22 protein-coding genes are annotated in these 25,375 nt (G+C 34.2%); 8 read left to right on the top strand and 14 right to left on the bottom strand.

Annotated features, from left to right (window positions below):
- Positions 1 to 17: 17 nt before the first annotated feature.
- Positions 18 to 2,240, bottom strand: coding sequence for an ATP-binding protein (locus G551_RS0103135; RefSeq protein WP_027884203.1), 2,223 nt, complete (start codon positions 2,238 to 2,240; stop codon positions 18 to 20).
- A complete protein-coding gene (locus G551_RS0103130; RefSeq protein ID WP_027884202.1) occupies positions 2,240 to 5,878 on the bottom strand; it encodes a CheR family methyltransferase in 3,639 nt (1,212 codons plus the stop codon). The genes G551_RS0103135 and G551_RS0103130 overlap by 1 nt, the downstream gene beginning before the upstream one ends.
- A gap of 155 nt (positions 5,879 to 6,033) precedes the next feature.
- On the opposite strand from G551_RS0103130, the gene G551_RS0103125 reads away from it, so the two are divergent.
- On the top strand, positions 6,034 to 8,175 hold the full coding sequence (locus G551_RS0103125; RefSeq protein ID WP_027884201.1) for a M3 family metallopeptidase: 2,142 nt from the start codon (positions 6,034 to 6,036) through the stop codon (positions 8,173 to 8,175).
- Positions 8,176 to 8,592: 417 nt separating this feature from the next.
- On the opposite strand, the gene G551_RS0103120 is transcribed toward G551_RS0103125, so the two are convergent.
- From G551_RS0103120 to rsfS, 6 genes are all read right to left on the bottom strand, one after another.
- Positions 8,593 to 8,868: an acyl-CoA-binding protein gene (locus G551_RS0103120; protein WP_027884200.1), complete on the bottom strand. Its 276-nt coding sequence runs from the start codon at positions 8,866 to 8,868 to the stop codon at positions 8,593 to 8,595.
- A complete protein-coding gene (locus G551_RS0103115; protein ID WP_027884199.1) occupies positions 8,868 to 9,518 on the bottom strand; it encodes a phosphatidylserine decarboxylase family protein in 651 nt (216 codons plus the stop codon). Before G551_RS0103115 ends, G551_RS0103120 begins: the two co-directional genes overlap by 1 nt.
- 5 nt (positions 9,519 to 9,523) lie before the next feature.
- Entirely contained in the window at positions 9,524 to 10,315 is a 792-nt protein-coding gene (locus G551_RS0103110) for a phosphatidate cytidylyltransferase (RefSeq protein ID WP_027884198.1), read from the bottom strand.
- Positions 10,316 to 10,319: 4 nt separating this feature from the next.
- Positions 10,320 to 10,928 carry an LUD domain-containing protein gene (locus tag G551_RS0103105; protein ID WP_027884197.1) on the bottom strand — a complete coding sequence of 203 codons (609 nt, stop codon included), beginning with the start codon at positions 10,926 to 10,928 and terminating at the stop codon, positions 10,320 to 10,322.
- Positions 10,929 to 11,027: 99 nt separating this feature from the next.
- Positions 11,028 to 13,064: an ATP-dependent zinc metalloprotease FtsH gene (gene ftsH / locus G551_RS0103100; RefSeq protein WP_027884196.1), complete on the bottom strand. Its 2,037-nt coding sequence runs from the start codon at positions 13,062 to 13,064 to the stop codon at positions 11,028 to 11,030.
- Positions 13,065 to 13,087: 23 nt separating this feature from the next.
- Entirely contained in the window at positions 13,088 to 13,459 is a 372-nt protein-coding gene (rsfS, locus tag G551_RS0103095) for a ribosome silencing factor (protein ID WP_027884195.1), read from the bottom strand.
- A 94-nt stretch (positions 13,460 to 13,553) separates the two neighbouring features.
- Here rsfS and G551_RS0103090 point away from each other — a divergent pair, with 94 nt between their 5' ends.
- Positions 13,554 to 14,285 carry a biotin--[acetyl-CoA-carboxylase] ligase gene (locus G551_RS0103090; RefSeq protein WP_027884194.1) on the top strand — a complete coding sequence of 244 codons (732 nt, stop codon included), beginning with the start codon at positions 13,554 to 13,556 and terminating at the stop codon, positions 14,283 to 14,285.
- On the opposite strand, the gene G551_RS0103085 is transcribed toward G551_RS0103090, so the two are convergent.
- Both G551_RS0103085 and pyrE read right to left on the bottom strand, forming a co-directional pair.
- Positions 14,282 to 14,674: an orotate phosphoribosyltransferase gene (locus tag G551_RS0103085; protein WP_027884193.1), complete on the bottom strand. Its 393-nt coding sequence runs from the start codon at positions 14,672 to 14,674 to the stop codon at positions 14,282 to 14,284. The genes G551_RS0103090 and G551_RS0103085 overlap by 4 nt on opposite strands.
- Before the next feature lie 5 nt (positions 14,675 to 14,679).
- Positions 14,680 to 15,324, bottom strand: coding sequence for an orotate phosphoribosyltransferase (pyrE, locus tag G551_RS0103080; protein ID WP_027884192.1), 645 nt, complete (start codon positions 15,322 to 15,324; stop codon positions 14,680 to 14,682).
- A 7-nt stretch (positions 15,325 to 15,331) separates the two neighbouring features.
- Here pyrE and G551_RS0103075 point away from each other — a divergent pair, with 7 nt between their 5' ends.
- On the top strand, positions 15,332 to 15,955 hold the full coding sequence (locus tag G551_RS0103075; protein WP_027884191.1) for an NUDIX hydrolase: 624 nt from the start codon (positions 15,332 to 15,334) through the stop codon (positions 15,953 to 15,955).
- Here the strand turns inward: G551_RS0103075 and G551_RS0103070 are convergent.
- Positions 15,923 to 17,671, bottom strand: coding sequence for a M14 family metallopeptidase (locus G551_RS0103070; protein ID WP_027884190.1), 1,749 nt, complete (start codon positions 17,669 to 17,671; stop codon positions 15,923 to 15,925). The two genes, G551_RS0103075 and G551_RS0103070, sit on opposite strands and share 33 nt — an antisense overlap.
- 174 nt (positions 17,672 to 17,845) lie before the next feature.
- Here G551_RS0103070 and G551_RS0103065 point away from each other — a divergent pair, with 174 nt between their 5' ends.
- Entirely contained in the window at positions 17,846 to 19,138 is a 1,293-nt protein-coding gene (locus G551_RS0103065) for a PQQ-dependent sugar dehydrogenase (protein WP_027884189.1), read from the top strand.
- Between the two features lie 25 nt (positions 19,139 to 19,163).
- Entirely contained in the window at positions 19,164 to 21,254 is a 2,091-nt protein-coding gene (locus G551_RS0103060; protein ID WP_027884188.1) for a TonB-dependent receptor family protein, read from the top strand.
- A 242-nt stretch (positions 21,255 to 21,496) separates the two neighbouring features.
- On the opposite strand, the gene G551_RS16360 is transcribed toward G551_RS0103060, so the two are convergent.
- Positions 21,497 to 21,646 (bottom strand): DUF2459 domain-containing protein, encoded by a 150-nt coding sequence (locus G551_RS16360; RefSeq protein WP_229797307.1) that lies wholly within the window; start codon positions 21,644 to 21,646, stop codon positions 21,497 to 21,499.
- 90 nt (positions 21,647 to 21,736) lie between these two features.
- Here G551_RS16360 and G551_RS0103055 point away from each other — a divergent pair, with 90 nt between their 5' ends.
- From G551_RS0103055 to G551_RS0103045, 3 genes are read left to right on the top strand one after another with little or no spacing between them, the layout of a single operon-like run.
- The gene (locus tag G551_RS0103055) at positions 21,737 to 22,348 is read left to right on the top strand and encodes a hypothetical protein (protein WP_027884187.1); all 612 of its coding nucleotides are present in this window, start codon (positions 21,737 to 21,739) and stop codon (positions 22,346 to 22,348) included.
- On the top strand, positions 22,345 to 22,962 hold the full coding sequence (locus G551_RS0103050; protein ID WP_027884186.1) for a hypothetical protein: 618 nt from the start codon (positions 22,345 to 22,347) through the stop codon (positions 22,960 to 22,962). Before G551_RS0103055 ends, G551_RS0103050 begins: the two co-directional genes overlap by 4 nt.
- An 11-nt stretch (positions 22,963 to 22,973) precedes the next feature.
- Complete coding sequence (locus G551_RS0103045; protein ID WP_027884185.1) at positions 22,974 to 23,492, top strand: hypothetical protein; 519 nt, start codon at positions 22,974 to 22,976, stop codon at positions 23,490 to 23,492.
- 268 nt (positions 23,493 to 23,760) lie between these two features.
- Here G551_RS0103045 and coaD read toward each other — a convergent pair whose 3' ends face one another.
- Both coaD and G551_RS0103035 read right to left on the bottom strand, forming a co-directional pair.
- Positions 23,761 to 24,213 (bottom strand): pantetheine-phosphate adenylyltransferase, encoded by a 453-nt coding sequence (gene coaD / locus G551_RS0103040; RefSeq protein WP_027884184.1) that lies wholly within the window; start codon positions 24,211 to 24,213, stop codon positions 23,761 to 23,763.
- A 117-nt stretch (positions 24,214 to 24,330) separates the two neighbouring features.
- Positions 24,331 to 25,305, bottom strand: a complete 975-nt coding sequence (locus G551_RS0103035) for a D-alanine--D-alanine ligase (RefSeq protein WP_027884183.1) — start codon at positions 25,303 to 25,305, stop codon at positions 24,331 to 24,333.
- Between the last annotated feature and the right edge of the window lie 70 nt (positions 25,306 to 25,375).

Below are 25,375 nucleotides of genomic sequence, written 5' to 3'. Positions count from 1 at the left end.
TTTCTTTAGTCGCAAAATTATTTTTCGCTAACATCAATATAAAAATAGAACTGCGCACCTTCATTAATTTGGGAAGTAGCCCAAATTTCTCCTTCGTGTTTGTCTATTACTTTTTTTACAGTTGCAAGCCCTATGCCAGATCCTTTAAAATCTTTGCTAGAGTTAGCACGCGAAAATACATCGAAAATTTTGTTTTTGAAACTAGGGTCGAAGCCTACACCATTATCTTTAACAAAATAAATATGCTTATTGCGTTCTGTGTGAAAACCGATAGAAACTTTAGGTTCTTTTGTTTTAGATGAATATTTAACTGCATTAGATATTAAATTGCCAAAAACCTGAGAGATCATGCGTTTATCGGCAGTAATTTCTGGTAAATTTTCATCAACCTGAATAGAAGTAAACGGATATTCTGTTTCTATGTTTTGAGAAGATATAATTCCTTCTACAAGCTTTTTTGTAGAGAAAGTAGTTAAGTTAAGGTTGTTTTGCCCAACTTTAGCATAGGTTAAAATATCTTCGATAAGTAAATCCATTTCTTCTGCAGAAGAAAGAATGGTTTTTAGTGCATTTTTCCCGTAGTCGTCTAATTTATCTAAATAGTTATTAATAAGTATTCTAGAATAACCGTCGATACCTCTTAAAGGCGCTCTTAGATCGTGAGACACACTGTAACTAAAGGTTTCTAACTCTTTATTTACTTCAACTAAACTATCGTTAAGATTTTTAATCTCGTCTTTTTGTTTTCTAACCAATACGTGAGTAATGGTGTCTTGTAAGTTGCTTGCAGCTTCTATATCGTAGCTTTCCCAAGCATTGGCGATTCCGGAAACTTTCTGCGTCCATCGCTCAAACGATTTCCTAGGATGTAAAAATTGCACGCCGTCTTTTACATAACCTTGTTTTTCTGGATTACCACCCCAATCTACAGTGGTAGATGCTTCTGGTCTAAACCAAAGTAAATAGGTTTCTTCGTTACTAATTTTAATGCTTAAAACTCCAGAAGCAGTAGCTGTGAAATTTTGTGCTTTTTCGTAATAGCGACTAATTTGCTTAGTTTGAAAAACACTACCCGATTGTTTTTTAATTACCTTGTTAATGATTTTTTTTACCTGCTTTTCAGTAGGAGTTTTACCTACTAAAGTGATTTCATTTTCATTGAATAACGCCCCGCCGCTACAGTTGATAAGATCTGTAAATTTAGGTGAAAACTTTGTTAGGGCTTGTGTGAAATTAGAAATCGAATTCATTTGAATAAGAAGTTGTTTTCTTATTTTTTCTGATGAATTGATGTTCTCTAAAAACGTATTACTTTCTTTTAACGCTAATTTATTAGAAAATACTTGCGCTAAAAACTTACAAGATTGTCTTTGGTGGTAATTGATGAATTTAGGCTGATAGTGATGACAAGCTATTAATCCCCAAAGATCACCGTTTAAAATTACAGCAACTGTAAGCGAAGCTCCCACGTTCATATTTTTTAAATATTCAATATGAATAGGAGAGACGCCACGTAATTCACTTTTTGAAAGGTTTATTTTTTCTTTTAACTCCGGAAACAAGGGTGCAGGTTGATAATTAACATCGCTAATCATTCTAACACCTTGTTTTAAGAATATTTGTCTTGCCGGTTTAGGAATATCAGTCGCCGGGTAGTGAAGACCTAACCAACTTTCTAGGTTTTCTTCTTTTACTTCAGCAATCACTTCACCGTTCCATTCTTCATCAAAATGATACATCATAACGCGATCGTAACCGTACAGATCTTTAATGAGCGAAACGGCTTGATGACACATAACTTTTACAGGATCTGTATCTTTTATTTCTTTTAGAATCTTAGTTAATTCTTCTTGAAATAAAATTGGGCTCAAGGTTTCACCAAAAGGCTCAATATCGATAACAAGTTTTTCATCTTCTGTAAGATGAGGAATTGCTAAATATTGCTGATTTTTAAAACTTACTTCTCTCGGATATAAATTTTGTTTTGCTTCAATTTTAGAGAAAAGTGTACGAACCTCTTCTTCAGAAAATAATTTTTCTAAAGGATTACCCACTAATTCTTGTGGCGAAAAACCTAACAAATTTATAGCGTTACTACTCGCTTGAAGTATTTTGTTTTCTTGGTAGTTTACCGTTAAAATTACTCCGTGTTGTTGCGATTGTTCTATAATATGTATAGGCTCACGATCACAATTGGTTATATCAACATTTTGTTGTTGAGGTGTGGGTGTGATGTTCATTAATTTGCTTTGATTTTGAAATAAAAAGTACTTCCTACACCTTTTTGTGAATCTACCCAAATTGTTCCTTCGTGTAGCTGAACAATTTTTTCGACGTGTGCTAAACCAACTCCAGTACCTTCATATTTTTCTTTAGTTCTTACTCTACTAAAAATAGTAAAAATATTTTTTTGATCTTCTTCAGAAATACCGATACCATTATCCATCACAGAGAAAACCCAATAATTACCTTCTTTAAACGAAGAAATTCTAATTTCGGGTTTACGATCTTTATCGATGTATTTTAAAGCATTGCTTAGAAGGTTTTGAAATAAAAGTCTTAATTCTATTTTGTAGGCCTTTACTTTTGGTAAATTACCAATATTCACCGTGGCATTTGTATCTTTAATTCTCTTACCAAGATCGTATTTAACTACTTCTGCTAATTCTTTGGTATCGACTGTCGATTTTTTAGTATTTCTACCAATTCTAGAATGTTCTAATAGAGCTTTAATTTGATTTGATAATCGGTCTGATGCTTCATCGATGTAAGAAATATAGTTTTTCCCTTTTTCATCTAAATTATCTGCATAGAGTTTACCTAGAACATCACTACCAAATTTAATCGTGGCCAAAGGTTCTTGTAAATCGTGAGAACAGATAGAAACAAATTGTTCTAAATCTTTATTTGCTCTTTCTAGATCTGCTTTTTGTTCTTTTAATTTTTCTTGAGCATTTTTAACTTCAGAAATATCTACACAGGTAAATCTGTTGTTAATGGCATCTCCTTTTTCATTATATTCAATGTTAGAATAAAGAATAATCGGGATTTTATCACCTTCTTTGGTAAGCATTTCCATCTCTATATTCTTTAATTCTCCATCTTCTTTAAATACCTTATTTAGTTGAACGGCTTTAAGCTTTGTTTCATCATCATAAAGTTCAAAAATAGGTTTGCCAACAACTTCTTCTTTGGTGTCGTAACCTAATCTGTAAATCGCTTCTTCGTTACATTGTACGATTTCTGAAGTATTTGGGTTAACACTAAAGTGCATGACCGGATCTTCTTCGTAGAAAGACTTATATCGCTTTTCGCTAGCAACCAGTTTTTCTTTGGCGCGTTGTAATGATTCTATATCGACAAAAGTGATCACTACACCATCAATTTTATCTTCAGAATTTACAAAAGGAGAGATTCTTCTTAAATAATGTCTGCCTTCCTTAGAAGTAATGTTTCTTTCTAAAGTTTTACCGGTTTCTATCGATTTTTTACATCGAGACACTAATCCGCGACCTTTATTTTTACCAAAGTTGGTTACAAAATTATCGATCGGTCTACCAACATCTGAATTTAATAAACTGAAATGCTTTTGAATTGCCGGTGTAAATTTTCGAATTCTTAAATCTTCATCTAAGAAAATCACCCCAATTTCTGTACTTTCAAGCAGGTTATTCATATCGGCATTTAACTCTGCCAAATCATCCATTTTTTGGATGTTCTCAGCATTTACCGTGTTAATTTCTTCATTTACACTCTGCAGCTCTTCGTTGGTGCTTTGTAATTCTTCGTTAGAAGCTAATAACTCTTCGTTGGCAGCTTGTAACTCTTCGTTACTGGTTTCAATTTCTTCTAGTGAAGTATGTAATTCTTCTTTCGTCTTTTTAAGTTCATCTTCCAGCTCGTTAATGTATTCTTGCGAGCGACTATCGACTGTAATTTTTTCTGAAACAGCGATATTATCTAGTTTTACTTCTTTTTCAATAAAAGTAACCACGAAGTTAATTTCGTTGTCTAGATTATTTTGTCTGAAAGGTTTAACGATAAGATCAAGCGCTTTTTCTTGATCGTTATCTTTAAATGTAGCACTTTTATAGAGTATCTTTCGATTCTCTTTTTTTGCTTTTTTTAAGGTAGCTTGTAAAATATGTTGCAAGCCTTCATCTAACATTTTGTTCAGGTTTGTGGTAAAACCTTTTACAGGAAGATTGGCATATTTTCTAAACTCGCCAATGGCTTCTAAAATATTAAATTGTTCGTCTATAAAAACACTTGCGCCTCCAAATTGTTCTAAGATGGCTTCACTAAGTTCTGAGGTGAATTTTCGTTTAAGAGCGGTTTCTCGGCGATCGAATTTTGTTTGTCTTTTGTTTTCTGGACGATTATAATTTTTTCTTGGTTTTAAGCTGTCGTTATTTAATCTTCTTCTAGGAGAAACATTACGGTAGATTTTCCATTTTCTACTAATTTCGTCAAAATGTTCACGATGGGAGTTTACCGTTTCGCTCGTTCCTAAAATTAAAAAGCCGTTTTCTTTTAAAGCGTAATGAAGTACATTTAAAGTTTTATGCTGAATGCTCTGCTGAAAGTAAATCAACAGGTTTCGACATAAAATCATATCCATATTACTAAATGGCGGATTTTTTATAATGTTATGCTGAGAGAAAATTACCATTCTTCTTATTTTCTCTACAACTTGATATCCATCACTATGTTTAATGAAGTATTTTTTTACTAATTCTGTGTCGATATCGGCAATCGTACTTTCAGAATAAACTCCGTTACCACCAATTTCTAAATGTTGTTTAGCAATATCTGTGGCAAAAATTTTAACTTTTAAGTCTTTGTTTTGTTTTCTTAATTCTTCGTTAATGTACATTGCCAAAGAGTAAGCTTCTTCACCGGTGCTACAAGCTACATCCCAAACTTTTAAAGTCTCCCCATCGTCTTTGCGCTCAATAATTTCTGGGATTAGATCATCAGAAAGAATTTCCCAAACTCGCGGATCTCTAAAAAACTTGGTCACCCCAATTAAAAATTCTTTAAAAAGTATAGAAACTTCGTCAGGATTAGTTTGTAGTAATCGATAATATTCTTTAAATGTTTCACATTTACAAACATTTACACGTCGCGCAACTCTTCTGGCAAGCGTAGAAAATTTATATTCACTAAAATCTAATCCGGTATTCTCGTTAATATAGTCTAGAATTTTTGTGAGTACTTGTTCGTCGTAGTTTTCAAGCTCTCCGTTTAGTTGGATAGCTTCAGAAGCTTCTATAAATCGATTAATTTCGCTACCCATTTCTTCAGCAGGTAAAATATAATCTACCATCCCGGAGTTTATCGCGCTTTTAGGCATTCCATCAAATTTTGCCTGTTCAGGATCTTGTACCATAACCATCCCGTCGGCTTCTTTAATGGCTTTAACACCACGCGTGCCGTCGCTTCCTGTTCCGCTTAAAATTACTGCGATCGCACGATCTTTTTTATAGTCTGCAAGAGAATCTAAAAATAGATCTATAGGAAGATTTAGTTTTTGGTTTTTTGGTTTTTCAGATAAATGCAGAATGCCGTCTTCAATCGTTAAATTGTTAACCGGCGGAATAAGATAGATCTTACTCGGCTCTACTTCAGAATTATCGGTGATTTGTTCAATAGGTAATTTAGCCGTTTTAGCTAACAATTCTCCCATCATACTTTTATAATCGGGAGATAAATGCTGAATAACAATATAAGAATTCTGGTCGTTATCAGGTAAATTACTAAAAAAAGCTTTTAACGCTTCTAATCCTCCGGCACTAGCTCCAACAGCAATTAATCTGGATTGAAGGTTTTTCTTTTTATTAGTTTGTATAGTTTTGTGTTCTTGTGTTTTTGTCATTGTAGCAAAAAATCGCGAAATTTTGGTCGACTAAAATAAATGAAACGTAAAAATAACGAAATAAAAAAATAAGTTAATGCAGTAGATGCTTATATTAATAACTTATTTAACATATTTTAAGATTTCTTTAACTAATGTTCAAATTAATAATTTTTATGAAGAATAAATTAATATTACCCATAATTGTTGCTGTGTTAATAAGCTGCAAAACAGATAAAACCGAAGAAAATATGCAAGAAGAAGAAAAGACAGAAAATGTTTTTTTAACTGAATGGAAAGGTGAGTATAATGGCGTTCCTGCGTTCGATAAGATGGAGCTTTCTCAGCTAAAACCGGCGATACAAAAAGCGATGGAAAATCATTTAGAAGAAATAGATCGTATAGCCAATTTAGAAAGTGAACCCACTTTTGAGAATACCATTGTAGCGATGGAAAAAGCCGGAAAAGACTTAGATCGCGTATTCACCTATTATGGTATTTATAGTAGTAATATTTCTTCAGAAGAGTTTCGCGAAATTCAACAAGAATTAGCTCCGGAAATTTCAAACTATCGTTCTCAAATTTCTCAAAATGAAAAACTTTTTCAGCGTATCAAATCGGTTTACGATAAGTCACAAGAAGAAAAACTTTCACCGCAACAACAACGCGTGATCGAGTTGGTGTACAAAAATTTTGAAATGGACGGTGCCAATTTAAATGAAGAAGATAAAAAACGTTACGCTGAAATTGAAAAGCAGTTATCTGAGTTGTATACTCAGTTTTCTTCAAATGTATTAGCAGATGAAGAAGGTTATGTTACATTTTTCTCTGAAGAAGAAGCGGAGGGTTTACCTGAATCTTATTTAAAATCGGCCAAAGTAGCAGCAAAAGAAAACGGTGGCGAAAAAATGTATGCGGTAACCAATACCCGTTCTTCGATGGATCCCTTTTTAACTTATGCCGACAATCGTGAATTACGTAAAGAAGTTTGGCAAAAATATTATGCACGTGGTAATAACGGAGATGAATATGATAATAATAAAATTATCAAAAAAATACTTAAACTAAGAGATGAGCGCGTGGCATTAATGGGGTATGAAAACTATGCGCAATGGCGTTTGCAAGATCGTATGGCTAAAAACCCTGAAAATGCTATGGATTTAATGATGAAGGTTTGGCCGGCAGCTTTAGCTAGAGTAGAAGAAGAGGTAAGTGAAATGGAAACTTTAGCAAAAAATGAAGGTGAAAATATTACTATCGAGCCTTGGGATTATCGTTATTATATGGAAAAAGTTCGTCAAGAAAAATACGATCTTGATAGCGAAGAAGTAAAGCAATATTTAGAACTCAATAATTTAAGAAAAGCTATTTTTTATGTAGCGGGAGAATTATTTAATTACGAATTCAATCCGGTGGCAGAAGGGAGTGTTCCAGTTTTTCATGAAGATGTAAAAGTTTGGGAAGTAAAAGATAAAGACTCTGGTGAGTTGGTAGGTTTATGGTATTTAGATCCTTATGCCAGAAAAGGGAAACGCTCCGGAGCTTGGGCTACTACTTACCGTAGTCGTACAGCATTAAACGGTAATCAACCGGTGTTGGCTTCTAATAATTCTAATTTTGTAGAGCCGGCCGCAGGAGAGCCAACTTTGGTTTCTTGGGACGATGCCGAAACTTTTTTCCACGAATTTGGTCACGCGCTGCACTTTCTTTCCGCAGATGTAAAATATCCGACTTTAAATGGAGGAGTTCGTGATTATACCGAGTTTCAATCGCAATTATTAGAACGTTGGTTATCGACCGATGTGGTGATCAATAAATTTTTAAAACACTACAAAACCGGAGAGCCAATGCCGGCAGAATTGGTAGCTAAGATCAAGAAAGCTTCAACATTTAATCAAGGTTTTGCCACCACAGAATATCTAGCTTCAGCCTTAATGGATATGAAATTCCATACCACCGACCCTGCTGAAATTACAGATATTCAAGAATTCGAAAAACAACAACTCGATGCTCTTGGTATGCCAAAAGAACTGCCGATGCGTCACCGTTCAACTCAATTTGGTCACGTGTTTTCTGGTGAAGGTTATGCCACCGGTTACTACGGTTATTTATGGGCAGATGTGTTGACTTCTGATGCGGCAGAAGCTTTTGCAGAAGCTCCGGGAGGTTTTTACGATAAAGAAACAGCGCATAAATTAAAACGCTTTTTATTTGCTCCAAGAAATGCAGTAGATCCGGCAGAAGCTTACCGACAATTTAGAGGTCGCGATGCCAATATCGATGCCTTAATGCGAGATCGCGGTTTTCCGGTAAAGTAAAATGTTTCTCGTTGCGCTCGAGCGGGCTATCCGTTACAAGTACGCAACTTAAAATCTTCAACTAATCAACCTCAAAAAAGCTTCTTTTAGTCGCTTCTTTGAGGTTTTTATTTGAATAGACTTCAAGTTTTACGGGCTTTTCACTTCTATCCCTAGCGCGTTTTAGGTATTAGGGAAAATAGGTTTTAGGGAGTAGGATTTAGGTAATAGGTGATATCCTGAAAAGAATTTTTTACAAATTTTATGCAGTAAAAAATTCAATAGCCGTTAAGCATCATAATAAGTTGTCGTCACCCTGAACTTGATTCAGGGTCATATCATAAATATTTTTTTTCAAATAAGTGTGAGATTCCGGATCAAGTCCGGAATGACGAAAGTATCTGTTTTTACAAATTACAGATAATTAAAATTCAAAAATTACTCTGTAATATACTTGTTTACTAATTCGATGTATTTTCGTTTGGCATCATCTCTAGATAAACCCCGTATTTGAAACATTGCATTCATTTTAAATGCTCCGATCAAACGGCTATCTAAACTTTCTTCTTGATGTATCGAGTTATCTTCTGTTGCTCTTTTATAATAAGCATAAAAATGTAAACGTACATCTGGCGGAAAACGTAATTCTGTTTTCGATGCGCGTTTATAAGCTTCTTTAAATTCTAAGTCTAGTTTGCTTTTCGCAGCACTCATTAAACTTTGGCTATTACGGTTAAACCACCTTTTACTTTCTGGTTAAGCTCTACTTCGAGTTTAGTGCCAATAGGTAAGAACACATCTACACGAGAACCAAATTTTATAAATCCGCTGTCACTACCTTGTACAACTTCTTGTCCTTCTTTAGCGTAATTCACAATACGTTTTGCTAACGCACCGGCAATTTGTCGGTATAAAATTTCACCTACAGATTCGTTTTTTACCACAACGGTAGTTCGTTCGTTCTCTTCGCTCGATTTTGGGTGCCAAGCAACCAAATATTTGCCGGGATGGTATTTACTAAAAACTACTTTACCGTTAATTGGGTGTCGAGTTACATGAACATTTATAGGTGACATAAAGACAGAAACCTGTAAACGTTTTTCTTTAAAATATTCTTTTTCAAAAACTTCTTCAATAACAACTACTTTACCATCTACTGGCGCAACAATGTTGTGATCGCTTACTAAAGTTCGTCGCTTAGGATTTCTAAAAAACTGAAGGATAAGCAAAAACATAATAATGCTAGCCGCTAAAATAAGCTGATTGAGCCAGCTAATTTCAATAAAAGCATAGGAAAGTACATTGATTAAAATGCAAATAGCGATGGTAACGCCTAAAATTTTATAACCTTCTTTATGAAACATAGTTTTTAAATAATTAATAAGTAAGCATATACAAAAGTACCGGCAAATAAAATACTATCTAATCGGTCTAAAAGTCCGCCGTGTCCTGGCATAATCGTTCCGCTGTCTTTAACGTTGGCTTGTCTTTTTAACTTAGATTGAATTAAATCACCACAAGTACCAAAAACGCTCACTAAGATAGAAATTATTAGCCAAGTTTGATAATCTAAAGTCTTCGTAAAATAAGCTACGCCAAAACTAGCAATCATTGCAAATACGAGTCCGCCTAAGAAACCTTCAACAGTTTTATTAGGAGAAATTCTTTCGTATAGTTTTATTTTTCCGAAGTTTTTACCCACTAAGTAGGCAAAAGAATCGTTAAACCATACTAAAAAGAACACTCCAATCAATATAAAAGGAGAATATGTTCCGTTTTCATACGGTATAAGAGTAAGAAAAATGATAGAGGATATAAGATAAAATAGCGTTAAAATATATTTTTTACCTTCAAAAAGCGGAATTTCATGAATGATGATTAAATCTTTCAGCAATAAAACTTTTACAAAAATAGTGATGATAAGCAGCGTGATCACTGCATAATCTTGTATTTTGAGAATACCAAAAACAACAAGCGTCACTAATAAAACGATGTAATTAAGGTAGCTGTTAAGTTTTAGTAAGTTTTGTAATTCGTAAAGGCAAATAATCCCAAATGCAAAAAATAAAGCTATAAAGCTATATTCGTGAAATAGAATAGCAGAGATTAAAATAACTACATACAAAGCACCCGAAAGAGTTCTTTTTAAAAGTTCATTCATAAAATTATAAGTCTTCTAACAGGAGTAAATATACATTTTTAGAAGTACTCCCATAACTCATAAAGTCACTTTCTTGTTTATCTTCAAAAGTTTTAATGGTGGTTATGTTGGATGGAATCTTGTTTTTACTCTTTGATTTTATACCTCGTAAACCTTCACCGATCGTATCGACCAGTTGGCTTGTAGTTGCCAAAATAATGAAGTTGTGAGGTATTTCTGCTAATTTTTTTTCTTTAATTTGGTTAGAGCTTATCAATAAAGCTCCGGTATTGGCAATTAAATATTCACAAGTGGAGAGAAAAAAAATCGCCTCGCCATTAAATGTGAAATCTAAATTAAAGTCTTTAAAAGTTTGTTTTAAGTTATTGTCAAAGCAGCAGCATTCAGCATTTTTCCAATCATTTTCATCTAAAATCTGACCGAAAACCTGTTTTACTTCATTTTGATCTTGGCAGTACAAAAATTTACCGCCGTTATTTTTAAAGTGATAGACAAAGTTCTCATCTGTCGGTAGCTCTGGCTCCGGCATATATTTGCTTCGTGCATCATCTTTTTGATCCTCTTCTTTGTCTGATTTAGATTTGGATGAAAATAATTTTCTAAATAGACTCATATATTGCTTTGGGGTAATTAACTTTTTTACTTTAGACTTAACCAAATATAAAAAATCTTGATTGTACCTAAGGCAAAATCAAGATTTTTTAAGTAATTATTAGTTTTTAGGGCTTACATTTTCTGAATTATCAGGAACATTATTTGCTTGAGAATTTTGAGACCCTTGAACCTCTTCAGGACTTTGATCTGTTAGCTTTTTTTCTTCACCGTTTGTCTTAGCAAAAGGTCTATCTCCAAAAATTCTTTGTAAATCATCTTTAAAAATAACCTCTTTGTCAAGAAGGATCTCAGCTAATTCTGTAAGCTTGTCTTTGTGTTTGGTAAGCAGATCGATCGCTCGTTGATATTGCGCTTCAATAATATTAGAAATCTCTTTATCAATTAATTCTGCTGTAGTTTCACTGTAAGGTTTTGCAAAACTGTATTCATTTTGTCCAGTAGAATCGTAATAAGTAAGGTTACCGATTTTATCATTTAAACCGTAGATGGTAACCATCGCTTTCGCTTGTTTAGTCACTTTTTCTAAGTCACTTAAAGCTCCGGTAGAAATTTTATCGAAAATTACTTTCTCAGCCGCACGACCACCCATGGTAGCACACATTTCATCTAACATTTGCTCTGTACGAACAATAAGGCGTTCTTCCGGTAAATACCAAGCCGCTCCTAATGATTGGCCTCGAGGTACAATAGTAACTTTTACTAGTGGTGCTGCGTGTTCTAGCATCCAACTTACCGTTGCGTGACCAGCTTCGTGAAAGGCAATTGCTTTTTTCTCTTCTGGAGTGATAATTTTATTTTTCTTTTCTAAACCACCAACAATTCTATCGACAGCATCTAAGAAATCTTGTTTACCAACGGCTTTATTTCCTTTACGAGCAGCAATTAAAGCAGCTTCGTTACAAACGTTAGCAATATCTGCTCCCGAGAATCCCGGTGTTTGTTTTGCTAAAAATTCAGTATCTAATTCGTCTGCCACTTTTTTTAGCGGACGCAAATGAACTTCGAATATTTCTTGACGTTCTCTCACGTCTGGTAAGTCTACGTAAATCTGACGGTCAAAACGTCCGGCACGCATTAGGGCTTTATCTAAAACATCTGCACGGTTAGTTGCAGCCAATACAATTACGTTGGTATTCGTGCCAAAACCATCCATTTCTGTAAGCAGCTGGTTAAGCGTGTTTTCTCTTTCGTCGTTAGAACCAGACATATTGTTTTTACCACGAGCTCTACCAATAGCATCGATCTCATCAATAAAAATAATAGCCGGAGATTTTTCTTTTGCTTGTTTGAATAAATCTCTTACACGAGAAGCTCCAACACCAACAAACATCTCTACGAAATCTGAACCTGAAAGTGAAAAGAATGGCACTTTTGCTTCACCGGCAACAGCTTTTGCAAGTAATGTTTTACCGGTTCCCGGAGGTCCTACTAATAAAGCTCCTTTAGGTATTTTACCACCTAATGAGGTATATTTTTCGGGTTGTTTTAAGAAATCTACAATCTCTTGAACTTCTTCTTTGGCACCTTCTAAACCGGCAACATCTTTAAAAGAAGTTTTTACGTCGGTGTTTTGGTCAAATAACTTGGCTTTAGATTTGCCGATGTTGAAGATCTGACCTCCTGCGCCACCACCGGCACCACCGCTCATTCTTCTCATAATAAAGATCCAAATACCAAATAGTAAAATAAATGGTAATAGCGTGAAAAGAATATCTGTCCAATAATTTTGATGAGTTTCAAATTCTAAATTGGCAGCGAGGTTATTTTCATTTTTAATTTCGTTGAAGTTATTCTGAAAATTTTGAAGATCACCAATCTCAAAACTATAATCGGGTTGGTCTCCCGCCGGAAGAAATTCTTTTTCCTGAGTTTTTTTATGTTCTTCTTTAGCTTCAGCAGCTTCAGTAAGGTAAACGTTGGCCGTTCTGTCGTTAATCACAACCACTCTTTTTACATCGCCATCTCTTAAATAATTTTCAAATTCAGAAATGTTACTTTTTGCCGGTTCGTTAAAACCCATTCCGCCAAAAAAATTAAGTCCTAAGAAAATTAGGACGATCCCGATGTAAATCCAATAAGAATTAAATTTAGGTTTATTATTACCCGGTTTCTTTTTATTTTGCTCTTTAGCCATTGGTATATTTTCTAATAGAAATTTTAGTAATTGGTTTCAATAGTAGTGGTTTTTGCGTCTCCCCACAAACTTTCGATATCGTAATATTCTCTAATGTGTTTTTGGAAAACGTGAACTACTATATTTACGTAGTCAATAAGTACCCATTCTGCATTCTCGGTACCTTCTACGTGCCAAGGTTTGTCTTTAATTGCCTTGCTCACGGTTTTTTGGATAGAGTTTACAATGGCGTTTACTTGTGTGTTTGAAGTACCATTGCAAATAATGAAATAGTCACAAACCGTATTATCAATTTCTCTTAAATCTAAGATCTGAATATCTTTTCCTTTAACCTCTTCAATCCCCTTCAGTATATGTGTAATCAGTTGGTCTGCGTTATTTTCTTTTTTTACCATTAAATTTTAATTATTTTACGCAAAGTTATTATTTTTTGCGCTTTTTTTGCGTGCTTATTTAAACATTATTTCAAGCGCTCTCAATTAATCTCACATGCGAAGTATCAAAGTCCTTGCCACCGATTCTACCAACTTGTTTTTAAGAGAACTTTTTAGAGACCAGCCCGACATCGAAAATTGCTATGTAGTTACCGAAGAACAAACCAAAGGCAAGGGGCAAATGGGAGCTTCTTGGACGGCCAAAAAAGGAGAAAACCTTACGTTCAGCATACTTTTAAACGATCTGCATCTAAAAATAGAAGAGCAATTTAAGTTAAGCGCAATCGTTGCTTGTAGTATTGTTGAAGTATTAAAAAAACACCAAATCCCGAAACTGAAGATAAAATGGCCAAACGACATATTGGCAGAAAACTTTAAGATCTGCGGAATTTTAATTGAAAATATCTTAATTAATGGCAGAGTAGGGAGCTCGATCATCGGGATTGGCTTAAACGTGAACCAGACCGATTACGGAAATTTAGCGCAAGCTTCTTCCTTAAAAAAACTTACCGGTGTTCATTTTGATCTAGAATATTTATTGAAGCAACTCACAACTACGGTTGAAAAAAATATCTACGATAAAAAAGATTGGAGTATTGAAGCGATCTTGGCAGAATATTACACTCATTTATTTCGGTTAGAAAAAGCTTCAACCTTCGAATTTCCCGACGGAAGAAGAAAAACAGGCATCATTAAAAAAGTCTCCAAACAAGGACGATTAGTCGTGTTGTTTGAAGACCAAGTAGAATTAGAGTTTGATATAAAAGAAATTAAATTACTCTATTAGAGCTTTCCTAAATTCTCGCTCAATGTATTTATAAATTTCTTTAGTGGCGCTTTAACCATCATCGCCATCATCGCATTAAATTCACCATCAAAAACCAGCTGAACTTTACTAGTATTTGCATCGACCTCTTGAATATCTGCTTTTAGAGTGAAAGCAAATTTATCGCTCATCGAACCTAAGGTTGCAGCATGATAAGGCGTTTTATCTTGCATTTTTAAACCAATTACCGGCATCCCTTTCAACTGAAAAAGAAAACTATCGTCTCCTTTAATTTCAAATTTTTCGATGCTTTCGGGCATAATCTTTTCGTAGTTATGCACGTTGGTTAAAAATTCAAAAACCTCTTGTTGGCTTTTATTTACCGTTGTTGTTTCGCTTTCTAAATGCATAGTTTTTATTTTGGTGACCAATTAGCAGGATCTTGTCTCCAGCTTCTTAAGGTAGAGGCTTCATCTTTATTTAAATAACTAGTTTCTACGGCTTGCTCAATAAGATGTTCGTAGTTACTCAACACATTTACGTGTAAATGTTCTTTTTCAAAATTTTCTTCAGCAACATCAAAACCGTAAGAAAAAATAGCGATCATCCCTTTTACAGTAGCATTAGCTTCTTTTAAAGCTTTTACTGCATTTAAACTACTTTTTCCGGTGCTTATTAGATCTTCAATAACCACAACGTGCTGCCCGCTTTCTAAATGACCTTCGATCTGGTTTTGTCGTCCGTGTTTTTTTGCTTCAGGTCTAACATAAACAAACGGTAAACCTAAATACTCGGCAACTAACATTCCGATCCCAATGGCTCCTGTAGCTACACCGGCAATTACATCGGGCTTTCCGTAGATCTTTTCTACTTGCTTTGCGATGTTTTCTCGAATGTAATTTCGAATTGGCGGATACGATAAAACGATACGGTTATCGCAATAGATTGGAGATTTCCATCCGCTTGCCCAAGTAAAAGGTTCTTGCGGATTTAATTTTATTGCTTTAATTTGCAATAAAAGTTCGGCTGTTTTTTTGGCTGTTTCTTTTTCTAAAATCATACTGCAAATGTATAAAGTTTTTGTGAATGACGTGCCAATAATTCTTTCAACAGAAAAAGAAATTGGAACTCAATATACATCGATTCCTATTAAAAAGGTGAAGATAAAAAAGTTAATTAAGAAAGTGGCTAAAGGCGAGTTACTTTATGTTAACCTGTATCACAAAAAGGAAGAGAAGCTTTTAAAACACTTAAAGAAAAAGCTAAAAACGATTGTTGCCGGTGGTGGTTTGGTGTATAATCCTAAAGGCGAAATTTTATTTATTTACCGTAACGATCGTTGGGATTTGCCCAAAGGAAAAGCTGAAAAGAAAGAAACTATTGAAGAAACTGCTATTCGTGAAGTAGAAGAAGAAACAATGGTGGAAGGACTAGAAATTAGTCAGTTTTTAAAAACTACCTATCATATTTTAAAACGAAAAGGGAAGTATAAGCTGAAGGAAACTTTCTGGTTTGAGATGACGACCGATTTTGATGGTGAATTAATTCCGCAGGAAAAAGAAGGCATCACCAAAGTCGAATGGAAAGACTTTGAAAAAAGCCAAGAAGCGCTCAAGCAATCTTATGAAAATATAAAACTTTTGTTCCCGAAAGAATATTTAATTCAGCATCCTAAAAATCGGGTATCGTAAATGTGACTTTTCGTAATGTTCAGAATGTTTATGGATCCAATCTAATTGGCTGTACCAATTTTTGCTGAAGTTTCGATCTGCTTTTTTAATCGAATCAAAATTGCGTTTTAATATAGAATCTGTACTCAAAATTTGCAACGCTTTATCTTCAAAAACATAAGGTGAAAAATGCTCTTTTTGCTGAAGAACGGTGTCGAAAAAATTCCAGTTGAAAAAAGAATCATTAGCGATAGGTTCTAAAGTTTCTAATAAATAACGAATTCCCTCTTGTTGAGTTGAAACAACAAAATCACCAGCTCTAAATCTCACTTTTTCTGTATAAGCTTCAACTTTGGTATCGTAATGTTGGTAATGACCTTCGTAAGCGTTTTGTCTCGTTTTATAGTCGGTTATTTTATAAGCTTCTACATTAAAAATAGTGTCTTTTTCGAGCCTTTGCATTTCAATATGATTTGCTTTTAATAAATCGATCACTTGCCACCAGCCTTGCGGAATCACATAAGCTTTCGGTACATTTACCGTGTCCTTTGGTTGAAAATAATTGTAGTACGTCACCTCTTTGGTGTAAGGTTTGTTTCGGTTGTATTGTAAACGATCTAAACCGGTTACTTCACTTTTTACAAGGGTATCTTGATAGCCTTTAAATTGTAAGGTTGAAGTTTTGCTGCTATCTATTTCATAATTCAAAAAATACTCTTTTGCAGCGGCAAATTGTGTTTTATTGTTCGCTCTCGCTTTTAAAATTTTAGTTGAATTTTTATCGATAATGCTAATGGTGGTTTTCATAAATTCATAAGTACCTTCTACACGTTGAGCGTAAGGTTTGAGCATATGCGTTTCGAGCATCATTCCTAAGCTATTAAACATGGTAGCATATCCTGTTGAATATCTTGACGAGTCGTTAAATTGAGCAAAACCAACTTCCGGACTTTCGTTAAAGACATTTACATAAGGTGTGATAGGCCAGTTTTTATTAGCTAAACTATCTTCTAAAGCCGGCATAAATTCTTGATGCAGGTAATTGCCTAATTCACCATTTAATTTATTATGTTGGGTAAGTAAATGGGTTAACGTATATTCATAATCGGCGCCGTTACTCACGTGATTATCAATAAAAACATCTGGATCTAAAGCTTGAAAAATTTTATAGAAAGCTTTGGTGTTTTTGGTATCTGCTTTTACAAAATCTCGATTAAGGTCGTAGTTTCTGGCATTGCCTCTAAAACCATAAGATGCCGGTCCGTTTTGATTGGTTCGAGTAGAGGTATTCCTATTTAAAGCACCACCAATATTATAAACAGGAATGGTAGCAATAATTGTATTTTTAGGAATTGGTATCGAATCTTGCGCTAAATCTCTAAACAATAACATCGTGGCATCGATTCCGTCACTCTCGCCAGGATGAATTCCGTTATTAATAAGTAGCACTTGTTTTTCTTCAGGAAAATATTCCGGATCAAATTCGGCATCAGGATTAAAAATGACTAAATGAAGCGGTTTTCCACTATCGGTTTCACCATATTCTATAAATGAAACACTAGAAAAAGCATCGTCTAATTCAGCATAAAAACGAATCACCTCATTATAGGTGGCAGTTTCTTTTCCTTGAGATTTCTCATAGGTTGTACTTAAATCATATTCTTTTACCAATTTATATTTAGAAAGGTCGCAACTGTAAAGTGTTATTAGTAAAATAGATAAAAGCAAATACCGCATAGATAGAATAATTGGTTGTAGATTTCAAAAATACGAAGATTATACTTCTAATTGAAAAGTTATTAAATCGTGAATTAACCAAACCTGTAAAAACCTGTTAAACATATATTAATGTGGTGCTTAGGTTTTAACTTCCTTGAGTTATCAATTATTTTAGAGCAAAATACTACAATGATGAAAAAACTACCACTAATTTTATCGAGTTTTCTTTGCTCGACTTTGCTCCTAACAAGTTGCATGGGAGAACGTAAAGTTTCTTCTGAAACAAAAAAAGAAATAGCTGAAGACAGCACTTACACGACCGTAGAAACTGCTATTGGAGAACTAATGCTTCCTCCGGCATTTAATACAGAATCTGTTCGTTTAGAAAGTAAGATTATTAATTGGGATCAGCGGGAATCACCAACTGCTCCTAACGGATTTACCGTCACTCGTTTTACCGATGATCTAGAGCATCCTCGTTGGACGTACATCGCAGATAATGGCGATTATTTTGTAGCTGAAACCAATGATGCCAGCAAAAGTGCAAACAGAATTACGATGTTTCGTGATAATGATGGCGACGGTTACCCAGATGAGAGTTTTGCATTTTTAGAAGACCTTAATCAACCCTTTGGGATGTTGATCTTAGATGGTTATTTCTATGTCGCTAATGTCGATGAGTTGGTAAAATTTCCTTATGAAGAAGGCCAAACTAAAATCACTGCAGAACCAGAAGTGGTGATCGATCTCCCTGCCGGAGGTTATAACCACCACTGGACGCGTAATATTATTACCAATAAAGACCAATCAAAAATATACATTACAGTTGGTTCTTCAAGTAACGTGGGCGAACACGGTATGGAAAAAGAGAAACGAAGAGCGAATATATTAGAAATTAATCCTGACGGAACTGGCGAAAAAGTTTATGCTGCTGGTTTAAGAAACCCGGTAGGTATCGATTGGAATCCAGTGACCGGAGAACTTTGGGCAGCGGTTAACGAACGCGATAAATTAGGCGATAATTTAGTATCCGATTATGCAACAAGCGTGAAAGAAGGTGGTTGGTATGGATGGCCATATTCTTATTATGGGCAAATAAAAGATCCGCGTTGGGAAGACGATCCGCATCAAGATATGGTTGATAAAGCCATCGTTCCAGATGTTCCTTTAGGTTCGCATACAGCTTCTTTAGGTATTGAATTTTATACAAAAGATAAATTTCCGCAGAAATATAAAAACGGAGCATTTATCGGTCAGCACGGTTCTTGGAACAGGTCTAAACTTGCCGGTTATAAAGTAGTTTTTATTCCTTTCGATGCTGAAGGAAATCCACAAGAGCCAGAAGATTTCTTAACCGGTTTTATCGCCAATGAAGATGGTTCTGAGGTTCACGGTCGGCCCGTAGGCGTTACGCAAACTCCAGACGGTTCGTTGTTAGTGAACGATGATGATGCCGGAATCATTTGGAAAGTTTCATACGAATAAACATTAATTCAATTCCCAAATAAATTTGAAATATTACGCAATTACCGCTCTAATTTTAGGTATTTGCTCTATTAACTTACAGGCTCAAGAAGAAAATCTTGAGCCTGTTTTAGATAGTACAGCATTGCCGCAAGTTATTTTAAAAGGAACCAGCATACAAGCTGAACTCAAACAAACTCCCGCCGCTGTCAATCAACTTCAACAAGAAGAACTTAACAGAAATTCTCCAACGCTTTTAAGTGCTTCATTTAATCGTGTTCCCGGAGTTTACACGCAAGAAGGAGCTTTAAATACCAATCGAATTACTATTCGCGGTATCGGTGCTCGCGCGCAATACGGCACTAATCGACTCAAAGCTTATTTTAACGAAATTCCGATTACCACAGGCGATGGGCAAACTGCCATCAACGACATAGATTTAGAAGCTATCGAAAGTGTAGAAATTATTAAAGGACCAAATTCTAGTTTATATGGTTCCGGTTTAGGTGGTGTTTTGCATCTTTTTGCTTACGAGCCGGGTAAAGAACGATCTTTCGCAAAAATTTCCAGTAGCTTCGGAAGTTATCAAATGCAAAAAAACACGCTGAGCGTAGGTTATACAGATGAAAAAAAATCACTTTTTGCGACTTATAATCATTTGCAAAGTGAAGGTTATCGCGACAATTCTGATTACGATCGAAAATCGTTCCATTTTAACGGAACGATCTATTCAGGCGAGCATTCCGCTTTAAGTTTCCTCGGAAATTTTACACGTTTAAAAGCTTTTATCCCTAGTTCTATTGGCAAAACTGCATTTGAAGAAAATCCTGAATCTGCCGCTTTTACTTGGCGTTCTGCGCAAGGTTACGAATCTTACGATCGTTTTGTGATGGGTCTTTCGTACACGCAGCATTTTACTGAGAATTTTGAAAATACGACTAGTGTTTTTATCAATAGCAGAGATGCTTACGAGCCGAGACCCTTCGATATTTTAAAAGAAAATAGTTTTGGTTTAGGCGCAAGAACTCGTTTTAATTATAGCACCAAATTGTTTTCTTTTCCTGCGGAAGCAAGTCTGGGCGCAGAATTTTTAAGTGAAAATTACGACGGAAGCAATTATGAAAATTTATATGAAGATTTTCCCGATCAAGGAAGTGTTCGTGGCAATCAAATAACCAATTTTGAACAAGATAGAAATTACTATAATCTATTTGCGCAGTTGAATTTACAAGTTCTTCCGAAGTTAAAATTAGTAGGAGGTTTAAATGCGAATGTAACCGATTATAGTTTAACCGATTTTTATGCGGAAGATGACATCGACCAAACCGGCGATTACCAGTTTGAAACGATTTGGTCACCAAGAGTCGCCGCTTTATATGAATTAACTTCCACTAAAAATTTGTATGTAAATGTTTCAAAAGGATTTTCAACTCCAACGGTCGATGAAACTCTAACTCCGCAAGGTTTAATTAATACCACGCTAAAACCTGAAATCGGTTGGAATTATGAAGTTGGGTTTAAAGGGAATTGGTTTAAAAATTTATATTCAGAAATTGCTATTTATTCTATTCAGGTGAATGATCTCTTGGTTGCAGAACGCGTGGCAGAAGATCAATATGTAGGAGCTAATGCCGGGAAAACCGATCATAACGGTATTGAAGTTTTGCTGAAATATAACTGGCAACTTTCTCCAAAAATCAGCCTACAGCCTTACGCATCGGCAAATTTCAATTTCTATAAGTTTGATGAATTTGTAGATGAAGGAGAAGATTACAGTGGCAACGACCTCACCGGAGTTCCCGATCAAAAAATAAATCTAGGAATCGATCTCGTCACCGAAAGCGGATTCCGATTTTTTAGCAATGCTTTATTCGTTTCAGAAATACCTCTGAATGACGCGAATTCTTTATTCAGCGAAAATTATCAGCTCATCAATTTAAAAGCTGCTTATGATTTTAAGCTGTTTCAAGATTTTGAAATTAATCTAAATGTCGGAGTCAATAATTTGTTAGACGAACATTATGCGGTAAGCATTTTACCCAATGCGGTAGGTTTTGGTAATAGCGAACCACGCTACTATTATCCTGGGAACGATCGCAATTTTTACGGCGGAGTAGGAGTGAAGTATTTGTTTTAAGTTAACATTTATAAAGCGTCACCCCAAAACTGATTTGGGGTCTCATCCAGATTTTTTAAAGAATTATGTTGATGCGATGCTGAATCGAGTTCAGCATGACGTACAGTTGAATATATATTTAATAGAGTGCAATACGTCACCCTAAACTTGATTTAGGGTCTCATCCAGATATTTCAGAATTATATTTTTGTAATTTAGAAATCGAAGAGTCAACGGAGTTAATTAAGTTCAACCTCTAATTTTCAATCAGTATATTTATTTAATAATCCGAAATCGAAAGGCGTCCATAAGCAAGCTTTTAGCTTAGCTTCTTTGAATGCAGAATTTACCCAAGTATTACAAGTGAAAAAACAATTGTAACTTCCGTTAGCTTGGTGAAAGTAAAATAAAATATTTTTTTTATATTTTATTCAATTTAATTATATATTAGCAGCAGTTGTTTTCCGAGTAGATCGGACAACATAAAATTTAGCTTGTTTATTATGAATATTCAAATAATATATACATTACTATCAATTTTGTTTTTTAATTTAGGGTTTTCTCAAGTTGATTCAGAAATTAATTTTATTTCATCAGATTCAATCGAAAATTACATTAAAGTCAAAAATCTTTCTTTTGAGAATCAAGATATTTACGTTCTGAAAAACTTAGAAAGTTTTAAAACTTATAGTCAAGGTTACTTAAAATCTCCAGTAATTTATGTATTTAACTCTAAAGGTAATTATCTAGATTTTATCCATAATGCAAACGCAGAAAAAAAACTTTCAAATTTTAAAAAGATAAATCGTAAACCGAATAAAGATTATCCTGATTTAAAATTTTGGAGAGAAAAATTGATTCACTTCAATTCAAAACAAATATTAGAAGAGCGTAATTCTGATTTTTATTTCGTACTTAATTGGGGTTTTCTACATAATGATGAAGAAAGTATAGAATTGATAAACCATTGGTATGATGTATTAAAAAGACATCAAGATAATGGTGAAAATATTAAAGTAGTTTTGTTGAATATCGATTTACAGGATCAATGGGATTTGTCACAAGAATCTCGTGAAAACGTATTGAAGATTGTTAACGCCTGGAAAAAGAAATGAAAAAAATCATCTTATTATTTTATCTAATAGCATTACCAATTTTTGCTCAAGAAGAATACACCTACAATTTTAAAAATTCAGATTCTTTAGATGCTTATATTGAAAGGTACGAACTTCCATTTCAAGAAGAAGATATTTATATCACTAAAGATTTTGAAAATAGTTTTAGACCTTATTCTGAATCTAAATTTCTTCGTTCGCCTAGAATTTACGTATTTAATGCGGAAGGGCAGTTTTTAGAGTCTATAAACAATATAACTTCAGAAAAGAAATTAGCGAATTTTAAAAAAATTAGAAAAAGGCCAGAGAAAAATGAGCCTAGCCTAGATTTTTGGACCTCAAAAATTGTTCACTATAAAACTGGAAATGATTACGAAGATCCCAAAAATTACGATTATACATTTGTAGTGAATTGGGATCTGATTGAAAGTGAACAAACAGAACAACTTATAGAAATTTATAGTGAATGGTACAATGTGCTTTTGCGACAAAAAGCAAAAGGAGAAAATATTCAAATCATCTTGTTGAATATCGATTTGCAAGAGCGTTGGGAGCTTTCACCTTATATGCGAAAATTTGTGCTAGAAAATGTGAATCGAAGTTGGGGTGAATAAATTCTAAAGTGATGAAGTATTTATTTATCATTAGTTTTTTATTTACTGCTTGTTATTCTATAACTGCTCAAAATGCGGTGTTTAAAACCAATATTCAGCTTATGGAGCTGGAAGAATTAAAAGCAGAAATTTTTGAGAGCGAAAAAGAATACAAAATAGCTTTTATATTCGATCAATTTTGTCTGGCAAGTAGAGATATTTTTCCGGATTTAGATAAATTGTATAAAAATTCAACTCAAAAAAACTTTGATCTATTTGTTGTTACAAATAACAAAGAAAAAAAACAGCAAGATTTAGAAGACCATCTTTTTTATTATGGTTATGAAGAGCCATTTTATATTATAAAAGATAAGCCGTTGTTGGGGTTTTTTAAAAAGACGATTCTAAATATTTGTGATAGTTGTGATTATAAAGAAATGGGATATTCAGATTTTATTGTATTTAATGAAAATAATGAAGTTCTCGTACAAACCAATTACAACCAAACTAAAGAAGAGCACATTTCGATTTTGAAAAAGTATATGCAGTAATTTTTAATCGCTTAATATAACCGTCACCTTAAACTTGATTTGTGGTCTCATCCAGATATTTGAGAATTATATTGATGCGATGCTGAATCAAGTTCAGCATGACGAAGAGTTGAATTTATATTTAATGGAATACAATACGTCACCCTAAACTTGATTTAGGATCTCATCCAGATTTTTAAGAATTATATTGATATGATGCTGAAATCGAGTTCAGCATAATGTATTTTTCTAACCTCTAACCTCTAACCTCTAACCACTAACCACTTTCCTAAACCCTAACTGCATCGGGAACCAGTAAGGTGTAATCCCCATTATTTCGAATCACATCTCGAACAATGGAAGAAGAAATATAACTTTTACCGCTAGAAGTAAGTAAGAAAACGGTTTCAATTTTTTGAAGTTTTCGATTGGTGTGTGCGATGGCTTTTTCAAACTCGAAATCGGCAGGGTTTCGAAGTCCACGTAAGATGAAATCTGCATTTTCTTTCATACAGAAATCTACGGTTAAGCCCTCATAAGTTTTTACTTTAATTTTCGGTTCATCTTTAAAAGTCTCTTCTAAAAACTGAAGACGTCGTTCCAGCGAAAACATATATTTTTTGTCGGCATTTACACCGATAGCCAAGATAATTTCATCAAAAAGTTTGAGTCCGCGTTCAATGATATCGTAATGTCCTAAGGTTAAAGGGTCAAAAGAACCCGGGAAAACCGCTCGTTTCATAATTTTTATTTTAGTGATGTGATGCTGAAATTAGTTTCAACACAACGTTACTTTTTTCTTTAGTTGGAATTTTAAAAATAATTTCAACCAAACATTTTTAGTGAAGATAAGCAATTCTTAAGAATGCGAAGCTTCGATCACATTGGTAAATAAATCTTTAAGGCTAATGCCGGCTGCTTTGGCTTGCTGCGGTAAAATACTCGCTTCACTTAAACCGGGATTAGTATTTACTTCTAAAAAGTGAGGTTCTCCTTCGTGAAAAATAAATTCAGCTCTCGTAAGGCCTTTTAACTTCAACACCTGAAAAATACGCTTGGCTTGGTTTTGTACTTTTATACGATCTTCTTCAGAAATATTCGCCGGGGTAATTTCTTTCGACATTCCTAAATATTTCGCTTCATAATCGAAAAATTCATTTTCAGAAATAATCTCGGTCACCGGTAATGGTAAAACTTCTCCTTTATATTGGATCACTCCTACAGAAACTTCGGTTCCATCTAGAAATGATTCAATAATTACTTCTTCATCTTCTTCAAAAGAAAAATTAATCGCTGCTGCGAGGTCTTCTTTTTTCTTCACTTTAGAAATTCCGAAGCTACTTCCGGCTTTATTCGCTTTTACAAAACAAGGTAAACCAACTCGATCAATAATTTCATCTTCGTGGTATTCATCACCTTTATTTAAAAAATAATTTTTTGCCGTTTTAATACCATAAGCGCGAAGAATACTTATACAATCACGTTTATTAAACGTAAGTGCCGCTTGATAATAATCGCAAGCCGTTTGCGGGATATTGAGCATTTCTAGATAACCCTGAAAAATTCCGTCTTCTCCCGGCGTACCGTGAATAATGTTAAAAACGCTATCGAAAGTGATTTTTTCATTATCAATTTCAACAGAAAAATCGGCTTTATTAATCTGCAATTTCTCACCATTATCGAGCACGATAAACCAACCCTCTTCTAAAATATGAGCGCGGTAAGGCTCAAATAAATCTCGATCGGTATGTTTATAAACCAACTCACCGCTATTTAGAGAAATTTTGTATTCGCTAGAATAGCCGCCCATGGCGATGGCAATTTTTCTTTTCATCATAAACTTTTTATCTGCTCGTTACGTTTGTAAAATAAGCCGTGTATTATTTATCACAAAAATACAGGTG

Source organism: Mesonia mobilis DSM 19841 (assembly GCF_000423405.1).
GTDB lineage: Bacteria > Bacteroidota > Bacteroidia > Flavobacteriales > Flavobacteriaceae > Mesonia > Mesonia mobilis.
Note: the sequence above shows the minus strand (reverse complement) of the source record. Positions and strands in the feature narration are given on the sequence as shown.